Source organism: Micromonospora sp. RTP1Z1, from assembly GCF_033804685.1.
Classification (GTDB): Bacteria; Actinomycetota; Actinomycetes; order Mycobacteriales; family Micromonosporaceae; genus Micromonospora.
This window is the reverse complement of record NZ_JAPFQV010000028.1, coordinates 19,187-31,993: the sequence shown is the minus strand read 5'-3', so window position 1 is coordinate 31,993 and position 12,807 is coordinate 19,187. Positions and strand designations below refer to the sequence as shown.

General features: G+C 76.3%; 5 protein-coding genes. 4 read left to right on the top strand and 1 reads right to left on the bottom strand.

Going from position 1 to position 12,807, the window contains the following annotated elements:
* Nucleotides 1-25: 25 nt before the first annotated feature.
* The 4 genes from SLP03_RS15990 (at nucleotide 26) to SLP03_RS15975 (ending at nucleotide 11,946) form a co-directional block, all read left to right on the top strand.
* On the top strand, nucleotides 26-3,175 hold the full coding sequence (locus tag SLP03_RS15990; RefSeq protein ID WP_319461385.1) for a hypothetical protein: 3,150 nt from the start codon (nucleotides 26-28) through the stop codon (nucleotides 3,173-3,175).
* Nucleotides 3,175-9,318: a hypothetical protein gene (locus SLP03_RS15985; RefSeq protein WP_319461384.1), complete on the top strand. Its 6,144-nt coding sequence runs from the start codon at nucleotides 3,175-3,177 to the stop codon at nucleotides 9,316-9,318. Before SLP03_RS15990 ends, SLP03_RS15985 begins: the two co-directional genes overlap by 1 nt.
* Nucleotides 9,315-11,135, top strand: coding sequence for a hypothetical protein (locus SLP03_RS15980; protein WP_319461383.1), 1,821 nt, complete (start codon nucleotides 9,315-9,317; stop codon nucleotides 11,133-11,135). Before SLP03_RS15985 ends, SLP03_RS15980 begins: the two co-directional genes overlap by 4 nt.
* Before the next feature lie 115 nt (nucleotides 11,136-11,250).
* Nucleotides 11,251-11,946, top strand: coding sequence for a hypothetical protein (locus SLP03_RS15975; RefSeq protein WP_319461382.1), 696 nt, complete (start codon nucleotides 11,251-11,253; stop codon nucleotides 11,944-11,946).
* A gap of 125 nt (nucleotides 11,947-12,071) precedes the next feature.
* Here the strand turns inward: SLP03_RS15975 and SLP03_RS15970 are convergent, their stop codons facing one another.
* Nucleotides 12,072-12,326 (bottom strand): hypothetical protein, encoded by a 255-nt coding sequence (locus SLP03_RS15970; RefSeq protein WP_319461381.1) that lies wholly within the window; start codon nucleotides 12,324-12,326, stop codon nucleotides 12,072-12,074.
* Nucleotides 12,327-12,807 lie beyond the last annotated feature (481 nt).

The window sequence follows — 12,807 nt, the reverse complement described above, 5'->3', positions numbered from 1 at the left end:
CAGGCCGGCCGGCGCGTACACGTTCGTGCCGTGGTTCCGTCGCGGCGCCGCGACCGACATCACCACCGACGACGACCCGACCGCCACCGCCACCGGCCGGGCCGTGCTGCCGGTCGCGCTGGCCCTGTCGTACGTGCCGGTCGGCGGCGGGACGGCGCGGGTGCTGCCGGCGGTGACCCGCAGCGTCGAACTGGTCGGGCCGGGCGACGTCGCCGGGCTGCGCCGGGAAAGCGTGCTGCGGGTCCACCCACCGGACGGGGCCACCGGCGCCGCGCCGGGTGAGCTCGCGTTCGTCGAGTTCTACGACGAGGACCTGCCCTGGCGGGTCACCCCGGCGAAGGCCGCGCAGGCCACCGTCGGCGGGGTGGCGGTGACCCGGCTGCGGCCGTGGCTGGCGCTGCTCGTGGTGGCCGACGGCGAGTTCCGCCTCACCGCGCCGGCCGGGCGGCTGCCGGTGCTGACCGTCGCCGACGGTATGCCGCTGCCGCCGGTGCTCGACGGCTGGGCGTGGGCACACGCCCAGGTCGCCGGCGCCGAACCCGACGCCGGGAAGGTCGGGCCGCGTGCCGACACCGACCCGGACACCGCCCTGTCCCGGCTGCTGAGCCCGCGCCGGCTGGTCGCCGGGGTGACCTACAGCGGCTTCCTGGTGCCGGCGTTCGAGACCGGGCGGCTGGCCGGGCTGGGCCTGGACCCCGCCGGGGTGCCCACCCAGCAGGCGTCCTGGGGTGCAGGGCAGGCCGACCGGCGGCTGCCGGTGTATTACTCGTGGCGGTTCACCGTCGGCGCCGACGTCAGCTTCGAAACCCTCGCCCGCGGGCTGACCGGCCGGCCCGCCGCCGAGCACCTCGGCAAGCGGGCCGTCGATGTGCACCTGCCCGGCTACGGCCTGGACGAGGTGCCGATCGCCTCGCCGCCGGAGCTGGAAGGGGCGCTGCGGCCCCCGAATTTCACCCGCGCCGCCTACCCTGACGGCCCTGGCACCGACCTGGTCGACGCGCTGGAGCATCTTGTCGACCTGGGCAGCGACCTGCTCGACCCGGCCACCGAGGTGCCGCTGGACCCGATCGTCGCCCCGCCCGCCTACGGTCGACTGCACGCCGGGGTCGTGCGGGTCGCCGACGTCGCGGACGGCGACGAGGCCGGATGGGTGCGCGAACTCAACCTGGACCTGCGCAACCGGGCCGCCGCCGGGCTGGGCGCCCAGGTGGTCCGGGACCGGCAGGAGGAGCTGGTCGCCCGGGCCTGGCAGCAGGTCGGTGCGCTGCGCGACGCGAACCAGCGGCTGCGCGAGGCCGAACTGGCCACCGCCGCCGGCCAGTCCGTGTACGCCAAGCACCTGGCGGGTCTGGACGCCGACGGGGCGCTGCTGTTCACCGCCGCCGCCCACCGCGGACTCCCCGGCACCACGACCACCGTCGCGGCCGACGCCGACGCGGCCGGGACCGTGCACGCGGCGGTCGTCGGCAGCCGGGTCCCCTCGGCCGTGCAGGATCTCGCGTTCCGCCGGGTGACCCGCCCCGGCCGCCCGTTCGTGCGCGCCGCCACCGGCACCCGCCAGGTGGGATCGCTGCGCACCGGGCTGATCGCCGGCATGGACGCCGACCCGGCCCACGCCGTCTCCGCCGCCCGCCCGCTGCCCGCGCCGGCCGCAGCGGTGCCGCTGGCCGCCGTCACCGCCCTGGCCGCCACCGCCGCCGCCGGCCTGAAACAGCACGCCACCGACCCCAAACGGGTCTATCTCACCCTGGCCGCCGCCGACCTCGCCGCCCGCCTCACCAGCGGCGGCGTGCTGACCGTGCCGCCGCAGGCGGACTTCCAGGCGGCGCTGCGCACCGCGCTCACCGCTTGGTCGGCGCAGCACCCCGCCGCGACCGCCACCACCACGGCGGTCACCACCCTCATCGGGCAGACCCAGAAGGTCGAGGCCGACGGTCCGGGCGCGAAGGTGACCATCACCGCCGCCGCGTTCACCGCCGCGTTCGGCGCCGGCCTCGCCGGCAAGTCCTACCGGGCCGTCACCGCCGTTCCCGACGTCGTCCCGGCCGGCGGCACCGCGGCCCGGATGACCGACACCGACGATGCGCAGGCCACCGAGGACGACGTCGGGCAGCTCGGCAAGGACCTCGCCGAGCGGCTGTCCGCCGCACCCGCCCCACCACCGCCGCTGGGCGGCCCGCAGGCCCTGGCCGGCGCCGTCCTCGCCGCGCTGGACCCCGCCGCCGCGGTGTCGGTCCGCGTCGGCGACCAGCTACCCGGCCTGGCCGCGCGGCTGACCGCCCAGGCCGCCACCCGCGTCCGCCGGCTGCGCCCGGTGCAGGCCTACCCCACCTTCCCCGACCCGATGGTCGACGCGCTCGCCGCGCTCGCCGCCGACCACGTGCTGCCCAACCTGGGCGACCTGCCCGCGGAGACACTGACCGTGATGGAACCCAACCAGCGGTTCATCGAATCCTTCCTCGCCGGGCTGAACACCGAACTGGGCCGCGAACTGCTCTGGCGGGAATACCCGACCGACCAGCGCGGCAGCTGCGCCCGGGTGTTCTGGGACCGGGCCGACGCCGCCGACCCCGGCGCCCCCGACATCCAGCAGATCACCGACTGGACCGCGGCGCTCGGCGGCAACGGCATCAGCAGCGGCACCCCGGTCGTGCTTGTCGTCCGCAGCGCCCTGCTGCGGCTCTACCCGAACACCCTGGTCTACGCGCTGCCCGCGGTGTGGAACGGCGCGCCCGCCGACGGGCGGCGGCTGCCGGACGCCGCCGCGGCGGCCCGCCGGCCGGTGTTCCACGCCACCCTCGACCCCGACGTCGCCCTGTACGGCTTCGACCTCACCCAGCAGCAGGCCCGCGGCCACATCCCAACCGGTACCAGCGACCCGCTGCCAGCCGACCCCGGCTGGTTCTTCGTACTGCAGGAACGACCCGGGCAGCCCCGCTTCGGGCTGGACACCGACCGACACCCGGCCGGGCTGCGCACCTGGGACGACCTGTCCTGGCCGGACCTGACCGGCGCCGACACCTACCTCGACATCGCCGCCAACAGCGGCCTGGCCCCGCAGCAGCCCGACCCGGCGCTGTGGGGCACCACCAGCGCCGACATGGCCGCGATCCTCATGCGCAGCCCAGTCATGTACGCCCGGCACGCCGACGACCTGCTCCCGGCGGGGTCGTGATGGCCGTCGACATCCCCGCCCTGACCGGCGACACCCTCGGACCCGGCTTCCCGGCCGACAACCCGGCCCGGGTCGCCGCCGTCGCGGCCACCGCCGCCCGCCTCGACGACGCCGTACCCGTCCTGCTCGTGCCGGTCCGGCTGGAGACCCGCTTCGACCAGATCCGGGTGCCCAGCTCCGCCGGCCTCACCCCGGCCGAGCAGTTCACCGTCGCCCTCACCGCCGTGGCCGACGCGCTGGCCGCCCTGGCCGCCAGCAACCTGGCCACCCGGCTGCCCACCGGCGGGCCCGCCCGCACCCAGTACAAACGCGACACCGAGGACCCGCTGATCACCGGCGTCGACAAGCTGCTGGACCGGGCCGACGCGGCCCGGGCCACCGCCGCCGCGGCGATCAGAGACCTGCCCCCCGCACCCCCGGACGCCGCCCAGCGGGAACGCATCCGGGTCGCCGCAGGCCGCATCACCGACCTGCTCGGCAAGGCCCGCACCGCCCTGGCCGGCGTACGCTCCGCGTACCACCGCGACCGGCTCACCGCCCGCCTCGACCGGCTCGCCGCCGCCGCCAAACCCGTCCTCGCCGCCGCCGGCGGGGTGCAGCGGCCGCCCGGCCCCGACCGGCTCCGCGACACCCTGGAGGACGCCACCCGGGCCGCCACCGCCCTCGACCTGCCCGGGCAGGACCACCTCCAGCGGTACGAGGCCCTCCTCGCCGCCGCCGACCCCCTGCTGGCCGCCGTGCGCGACGCCGCCCTCCTCGCCGCCGACCTGCCCGGTGTTCCCCCGGACGAGGCTGCCGACCTGCGCGGGCGCGCCCAGCGGCTGCGGGCGGCGGTGGACACCGCCACCGGCCCGGTGCGGGCCCTGCTCGACCAGACCGGCCCGCAGGTGCGGCCGGTCACCGAACGGGCCCAGATGCTGCACGACGAGGCCGCGCGGCTGGCCGACACCCTCGACCGGCTCCCCACCGGCGCCGGCACCGGACCCGCCACCCTCGCCGCACCGGCCGCCGCGACCCGCACCGTCGACGTGCTGCGAGTACGGATCTTCCCCGACGACGTGTCCGTCCTGACCCACGAGCGGGACCTGACCGCCGCGGAACGCGCCGCCGGCGCCGCCTACTGGGCCGCCGGGACCGCGGGTGGCGGCGACGACACCGCGTACCGGGCCGCGTGGCGGGCGCTGGTGGCCAAGCACGGGCCCCGCCGGGCCGCGTGGGTGGCCCGGCAGACCCGGCCCGACGACCACACCCCGCCACCGCCCGAGGTGAGCGAGGCGCTGCGCGCGCTGCGGGTCCTCGACCGGCGCATCGAGGAGGTCGCCTCCCGGGAGGGCCGCCGCCCCGACAGCCTCGCCCGCGCGGTCGCCGACGCGGCCACCGCCGTACGGGCCCTCACGGCGCTGCCGCCCGCGGTGGCCGCCCGCATCCGGGACGCCGCCGCCTCGGCGTCGCTGCGGCTGGCCGGGCTCGGCCAGCCCGACCACTTCACCGACCTGCCCGCCACCGTGGACGCTCTCGCCGCACACACCGCCGCCCTGCCGCCCGACCCCGCCCCGACCCCGGCGGCGGTGACGGCGCCCGCGGGGCAGCCGCCGCCGGCCAAGTCCGGGACCTGGACGCAGCCACCCAGGGCGGGGCTGATGCCCACCCGGTTCCTGGTCGTCACCGTCACCGGCGACCGGGTCTCCCACGCCGTCTGCGGCAACCCCGTCCCCGGCGACCTGGCGCTGGGCCTAGACCCCGGCGACGCGCACCCCGACCGGACGATGCGCTGGCTGGTCGACTACGCCGACGCCGAGGCCAACGGCATGGCCATCACGGTGCCGATCACCGCGCACGAGGCGGCTACCGGCTTCGACCGCGTGTACGCGCTTGGCCTGGCCACCCCTGACCCCACCGCGAACGCCGGCCGGCTCGCCGACGCCGTCGAGGACCACCACTACACCGGCGCCGGGCTGTCCCTGCTGCCCGTCGGATCCCCCACCAACAGCACCGACGCGGCCGAGTCGGTGTTCTCCAGCAGCACCGACCCGGACGCCACCTTCGCCATCGAGCAGGGCCCACCCCTGATCGCCGACCCGACGCCCGCCAGCGAGCCGGCACCGGACGGGTGGCTGCTCGCCCGCGCCCTCGGCCTCCCGGCCGACGTGTTCGCGCACGTCGAGCACGCCGACGGCACCGACATCGCCGACGCGCTGACCGCCACCACCGCGCTGTGGCCGGCCACCCTCGGCTATGCCGCCGAGGAACTGCTCGGCGAGCTGATCGGGCTCGACGGGCAGGACCTGCTGCGCGCGTTCGGCACCGCCCACGTGCTGGCCCGCGGCACCCTGCCCAGCCTGCGCGTCAGCCACCAGCCCTACGGGGTGCTGGCGACCAGCGCGTTCAGCCGGTGGACCCCGGACGGCGGTGACACCCTGCCCGCCGGGCCCGGCCTCACCGACGAGCAGGCCCAGCAACGGTTCCGGGTGCTGCTGCGCGACACCCTGGCGATCATGAACGCGGACTGGACGCGGCACCGGCAGGCCCACGTCCACCATGCCGACGGCACCCCGGCCGCCAACCCGCAGCAGCAGGTGATCGAGCTGCTCGGGCTGGACAGCACCGCCGTCGGGTACGCCCAGCGGTTCTCCGTCAACGCCGGCCGCAAGGGCGGCGGGTTCGGCTGGTCCACCCTGCACGTCGGCCTGCCCGGCAAGACCCCCGACCCGCAGGACGCCGCCGGGGCGTACGCCCTGATGGAACGGTTCGCGCCGGTGCTGCGCGACGCGTTCGGCCTGGGCGGCGGGCCGCTGCTCGACAAGGGCGCCGTAGCGGCGGCGTTCGTGGACACGTACGAGCGGATCAGCTCCTCCCGCGGCTACGAGGTGCGCTACCTGGACACCGACGTCCCCCTGCACGGCCCGGTCGCCCCCGACGCCGGCATCCCCGCGATCGCGGGGATGCTCGCCGCCACCCCGGAAGACCTCGCCCGGCAGGCCGTCGACGGCACACCGGCGCCGCTGCTGATCCTGCTGCTGCGCCACGCCCTGCTCGTGCAGGCCCGCGACACCGCCCTGCGCATCGCCGCCCGGGAAGGCATGGCCACCGCCGAGCTGCGGGCTCGGATCGGATCCGGCGACCTGTTCCGGATCACCACCCTGGCCGGTGATATCCGGGTGTCGCGGTGGAGCTACCTGCTCGCCCGCCTGTCCCGGCTCAACGGGCTGCTGGGGCTGCGGTTCCCCGCCGCGCCCGGCTCCCTGTACGCGTACCTGACCCGGGGCGGCCCCGAACACCGCCTGCACGAGTACGTGGCCCACCGCGGCGACAACCCGCTGTTCACCGGATTCGCCGGCTCGGCCCGCCACACGGATCTGATGGCGGCCGCCCGCGACCACGCCGCCGCCGTGCAACGCCTCGGCGAGCTTCCCACGGACCGGCTGGACCAGCTGACCCGTGAACACCTCGACGTGTGCTCCCACCGCCTGGACGCGTGGATCCTCGGCCTGGCCGACGAGCGGCTCGCGGCGATGCGCGTCGCCCACCCGACCGGGGTGCACCTGGGCGCGTTCGGATGGGTGGAGGCCCTGGCCCCGAAGCCGCGGCAGCGGGCGACCGGCGTGCCCGCCGCGCTGGCCGGCGGCGGCCCGGCCTACCTGCAGGCCGGCAACGAAGGCTTCGTGCACGCCCCGTCGGTCACCCACGCCGTGACCGCCGCCGTGCTCCGCGCCGGCTACGTCGCGCAGGGCGAGGACCCGGCCGGCGAGGCCCGCGCCCGCATGTCGGTGAACCTGTCGTCGCGGCGGGTCCGCACCGCGCTGGCCGTGCTGGACGGCATCACCGCCGGCAACGACGTGGGCAGCCTGCTCGGCTACCAGCTGGAACGGGACCTGCACGAGGCCGGCGAGTTCGACGGGGTCGAGCTCGACGCGCTGATCGCGCCGCTGCGCTCGGCGTTCCCGTCCGTCGTGCCCGTCGACCCGGCCGCCGCCGCCGTGCCGACCGCCGAGCGGCTGGTCGTCGACGGGCTGCGCCTGCTCACCGCCGTCCGCGACTGGGTACGCCTGCACGGCGGCGCCACCACCGGACGGCTGCTGGACGCCCTGCGCGGCGGCGGATACGCCCTGTACCCGTTCGGGGTCGTCGCCGCGGACGGCACCGTGCTGCTGCCGCCACGCACCGACCCCACCCGCCTGGACCCGGTGCTGGAGGCCATCGACCGGCTCGCCGACACCATCGACGCCGTCGGTGACCTGGTCACCGTCGAGGGCGTGCACCAGATCGTGCAGGGCAACCACCCCCGCGCGGCGGCCGCGCTGTCCGCGTTCGGGCAGGCCCGCGCCCCGGCCCGCCCGGAGGTGGTCGACACCCCGGCCGAAGGGCTGCGGGTGACCCACCGGCTGCTGCTGCACCTGGCCCGCGTCGACGCGCGGGGCCTGTCGCCGCAGACCGTCCCGGACGCGGGGGCCCGCGACGCCGCCCGCAGGGCCGCCCTGCCCGCCGGCTGGACCGATGCCGCGATGACGGCGCGGGCGGCCGCCGAACCGACCCTCAACCGGTGGCTCGGCGAGCTGCTCGGCCCGGCCGGGATGACCCGCGTCGCGGTCGTGGACGAGGCCGGCGACCACGTCGCCGACGTGAGCCTGCGCTCCCTCCAGGTGCAGCCGCTGGACCTGCTCGCCGCGATGCACGAGGGCTTCGAGGCTGCCCTGACCGAGCTGTCGGCGCGGCTGGTCGACACGCTGCGCCCGATCGACGTCCGCGACGGCGAACCGGCGCCCGCCCTGTCGATCAGCCTGGACCGCCGCCCGGACTGGCCCGCCGACGTGCGCAGCCTGCCGGAGACCGCCGCCCTGCTGGAGGCGGTGACCACGCTCGCCACCGGCTGGCGGGCCGCGGAGCCCAGCGACTACCTGCTCGCCGAGACCGCCGCGGCCGCCGCCGGCGCCGGGGGCGTGGACGCCGACGAACTCGCGCTGCGCGCCACCGACGCCGTCGACTCGCTGATCGCGCTCGGGCTGCGGCTCGCCGCCCTGATCAGCGACGGCGCCGACGGCACGGACCCGGCCGTGCTCGCCGGCGACCCGCTCGCCTACCTCGCCGCTCACCGCGACACCTACCGCGGCGCCACCGCAGCACCGCCCGCCGACGGCCCGGCGCCGCCGATGGCCCGGCTGCGCGACTGGTGGGCCCGCCGCGACGACGCCCGCCGGGCAGTGCTCGACGCCGCCGGCTACGGCGTCAAGATCACCCCGGTGACCCGCTGGACCACCCGCGACCAGGTCGGCCGGGAACTGCTCGACACGGTCGAGGCGGCCTACCTGGACGTCGCCCGCCGGCTGGCGGCCGCGGTGCCGAAGGTGACCGCCGCGCAGGCCACCGCGGCCGGCTCGACGGCCGCCGCCCGCGCGTGGGGCGAGGTGCTGCAGGTGGTGTTCGGCTCCGGCTTCCCGGCGATGCCGCACCTGACCATCTCGAACGAGGACGAGATCGCCGCCGGGCTGGCCGCCCCGCCCGTCCGCGCCGACCCGCTCGCCGTCGAGCGGTGGCTGGCCGGAGCCGCCACCGTCCGCGACGGTGCGCAGGCCCTGTCCACGACGCTGGCGCTGGCCGACGCGTTCGCCGAGCAGCCGTTCACCGGGCAGCCCCTGGACACGGCGGTCGTGCAACTGCCCGCCCGGGCCGGGGAGGTGTGGGCCGGGGCGTCCTGGGCCGCCGACGCGGGCGGCGGCCCGGCACCGGACGGCGACCGGATCAGCCTGGTCCTGCTGCGCCCCGCCGACCGGCCCACCGGCGGCACCCCGGCCCTGGCGATCCTGCTCGACGGGTGGCTGGAGATGATCCCCGCCGGGTCGACCACGACGGCGGTGGCCCTGCACTACGACCAGCCGGACGCGCGGGCGCCGCAGAGCCTGCTGCTGGCCGTGCCGCCGGCCCGGCGCGGCGCCTGGCGGCTGGAGGACCTGGTGCAGACCCTGCACGACACGCTGGAGCTGGCCAAGAACCGGGCGGTCGAGCCGGAACACCTGCGCGATGACGTGTACGGCCAGCTGCTGCCAGCCCTGATCGGCGATATCGCCCCCTACGGCCCCGGCGGGGGCCTGGTCGACCACCGCGTCGTCCTCGACTTCGCCCTGATGCAGCCTGCGGAGAAACCATGATCGCTGGATGCGAACCGGTCCGGGTGTGGAGCCGCCTCGAGCTGCGCACCCGGCAGGTCGAACTCGACCGGGTTCTGCAGGCGCGCACCGCGGATCCGCTGTGGATGCTCACCCGGCAGTGGCAGTTCGGCGAGTTCCAGGGCGACGACACCGGCTCGGCGGTGTCCGCGTCGCTGGCCCGCACGGTCGGCGCGCTCACCGAGCTGTCCGTCGACGGCACGGCCCGCCCATACGAGCCGGGCCTGCCGCTGGACGCCCAGGTCGAGGCGCTGGCGCTGGCGCTGCCCCGCGCGGTGCGGGCCCGCGCCGGCAGCTGCCTGCTGGCCGACCTGGCCCGCCGCTGGCAGCAGGCGGGCGTCACCGGCGACGTCGCCGCCGCGGGGCGGGCACTGGCCGCCGCGTACCCGCTCGACCCGGGCGGCGGCGCGGGCGACGCGGTGGCCCAGGCTCGGCAACGCTGCGCCGGGGTGGGCGGCCGGGTGGCCCAGGCACTGGCCGGGCGCGGCGTCGACGGCGTTGCTGCGGCCCGGGCGATGCCCGCCAGCGCCGCCTGGACCGACCTGCCCGCCGGCCTGCGCGCCGCCGTGCCGGCGGGCGGCCAGACCGCGACCCTGGCCACCGTCCACGCCCACGCCGCCTGGGTGCGGGAACTCTTCCTGGACCCCGGCACCGCCGCGGACGCGTGGGACGGGGCCGCGCTCGGCTACCGGTTCGACGCGACCGTAGGCCGCCCCGACGGCGGGCAGGTCCACATGCGCGGCGCGACCGGCGCGACCGGCGGCGTGTCCTGGCACGACCTGGACCTGGCCGCCCGCACCCAGGGCACGCCGGGCGGCACCAGCACGGTCGCCGTCACCATGCCGGCACCCGCGCAGTTCGCCGGCATGCCCAGCCCCCGCTGGTGGCAGCTGGAGGACGCCGCGGTCAGCCTCAACCGGCTCCGCGCCGACGCCGGCGACCTGACCAAGCTGGTGGCCACCGAGTTCGCGCTGCTCTACAGCAACGACTGGATGCTGATCGGGGACGTGCAGGACCTCGGCACCCTCGTGGAGATCGAGGGCATCGTCGTCACCGACGTGTTCGGGCACCGCACCCTGGTCCGGGCGGCCACCGGCGGTAGCGGCACCGACTGGGCCGGCTGGGACCTGTTCAGCGTCTCCCCGGGCCGGGAACGCGGCCCCGGCCCGCTGGAGCAGCACCTTTGGGCGCCGCCGTCGTCGGTGCGGCCGCTGGACGGGCCGGTGCTGGAGGAGGTCGTGTTCGTCCGCGACGAGGCGAGCAACGCGGTGTGGGCGGTCGAAACCCGCATCCCCGACGGCCTCGGCGGTGGCCGCGATGGCGCCAACGTCGCCCGGCAGATGACCGCCGCGCTCGCCCCGGCCACCTCCGAAGCACCGGGCGGGCCGGACACGTCGACGTCCGACGCCCGGTGGCGCTACCGGCTGGGCACCACCGTGCCGGAGAACTGGATCCCGTTCCTGCCCGTGCACGGCCCGCACAGCAACCGGTCGGTGGTGCTGCAACGCGCGTCGATGCCGCGCTTCACCCCTGACCTGCCACCGAACCGGGTCCGGGTCCGGCCGATCACCTCGATCCTGCGGGAACACATCACCGACGACGACACGCAACTCGCCGCGTACTACGTCAACGAGGAGGAGGTGTCCCGCGCCGGGCGGGTCGTCCGCGGACGGCTGCGCCGGGCCCGCTGGGTGGACGGCCGCAGCGTGGTGTGGCACGCCCGCGACCGCGCCAGCGGGCGCGGCGAGGGCAACAGTGGCCTCTACTTCGACCTCCTCAAACCGCGCGCTGCGGAGTAGACTGTCGACACCTTTGCTGCGTACGCAGGCTCGCTCTTTAACCGAGTGGAAATCCGAGATGGTGACCCTGGGGGAGTCCTCTCGTGCGGTACGGCGTGGAACGTCGCGTGGATTCGTGGCCTACCTCTCCCGATCCGCGCGAGGGGCACCAGCGCCGGACCTCGGCGAGCGGCCGGTCCGGATGGTGCTGCTGGTCGGTACGACCGGCAGCGGCAAGAGCGACCTGCTGCACCGACTGGCCGACGCAGGCGAGCAGGTGCTCGACGTGGAGGACCTGGCCGGGCATCGCGGGTCCGCATTCGGCACCCTGATCCCACCCCACCGCGGCCAGCCGGCGAACCGGGCGTTCGGCGCCGCCGTGCACCAGCGCCTGGTGCGCCTGGACTCGGACTGTCCCGTGTGGAGCGAATACAAGGGTGTCCACATCGGATCGCTCAGCGTGCCGCCGCTGCTGCTGGCGGTGCAGCGCGCCGCCCCGCAGGTCGAGGTGGTGCGCCCGGTGGCCGCGCGGGCGGCGGCGCTGGTGGCCGCGTACGGGCGCGCACCCACCGACCTCTGGCTGCGTGCGGTGGACCGGATCCGGGACCGGCTGGGATCTGCCGAGTCGGACCGCGTCGCGGATCTCGTCCGTGCCGGGCTGCTCCGCGCGGCCGTGGACCTGCTGTTGCCATACTACGACCGCGGCTACCGGCCGCACCGGGCGAGCCTCACCGGTCCCGTCATCGCCCATGTCGACCTCGACGCCGCGCACGCCGGTCCCGGCGGCGCGCCCTGCCGGCGCTGCCGCGATGCCAGCCTTCCAAAGGCTTGACGACGTCGTGCCCGGCACGGCTTCCCGCCTCGGGCACCAACCCGCCAGTCCTCTTCGCCGTCGCCACGCGCCAAGTCCCACCCGGGTCCGGCGCGGTTATCGCCGACGACCGGCCCGTCGCCCGGTCACATGGTCTCGATGGGCGGCTGCTGCGGCAGAAGCCCGGGGTCGCTCGGGATCGGGAACGCCTTGGGTCCTGACGGCACCTGGATCTGCGTGACCACCACCATGAACGAGCGGGCCACGGGCACACCGTCAAGGGTCGCGGTGCGCACGGCCAACTGGTCCGGCGCGTACAGGACCTCCAGCGAGGCCGGCGGCTCCCCGGCGGCGGAGACCACCGAGCCGCGGACCACGTAGCGCGCCCCGGCCAGCATCATCGGCGAGGCCAGGTCGTATACCCCGGGCGCACCGGCGCGCGGTGTCGCGGTCAGGTTGAGCGAGATGTACGGGTCGGGCGTGCTGCGCCCGGCCGCGTCGAACCATCCGGCCGCACCACGCCGTCGCCGCCGGACGGGCCCTGCGGACCCTGTGGCCCTTGCGGTCCCTGAGGGCCGGCCGCCGACGTACACGAGATCTGCGACGCCTTGGCAGCGTGCCCTAGGGCAACGAGAGGTCAGCATTTAATCTGATCATGTAGTTGGGGTTCACCTCGCCCCTCGGACACCAAATTGCAGCATTCATGCTGTCTTTTACGTACTGGTGGTCAAGCGCGCTTGACCACGCCAATCTCAGCTCAGCGACACCCTCGACCGAACCTGTTTCGATCGGGGCGGTTGTCGTGGCTGAGCGTTCTGTGGCTCCGGTCATCCCGCCCGTGATGCTGGCGGACCGACAGCCGGGGCATCGTCAGCCGCGTGG

What these genes read in the sequence shown, in the direction of transcription:
- SLP03_RS15985 (WP_319461384.1), top strand. Translation starts at nt 3,175, where the DNA reads ATGGCCGTCGACATCCCCGCCCTGACCGGCGACACCCTCGGACCCGGC.
- SLP03_RS15980 (WP_319461383.1), top strand. Translation starts at nt 9,315, where the DNA reads ATGATCGCTGGATGCGAACCGGTCCGGGTGTGGAGCCGCCTCGAGCTG.
- SLP03_RS15970 (WP_319461381.1), bottom strand. Translation starts at nt 12,326, where the DNA reads ATGATGCTGGCCGGGGCGCGCTACGTGGTCCGCGGCTCGGTGGTCTCC.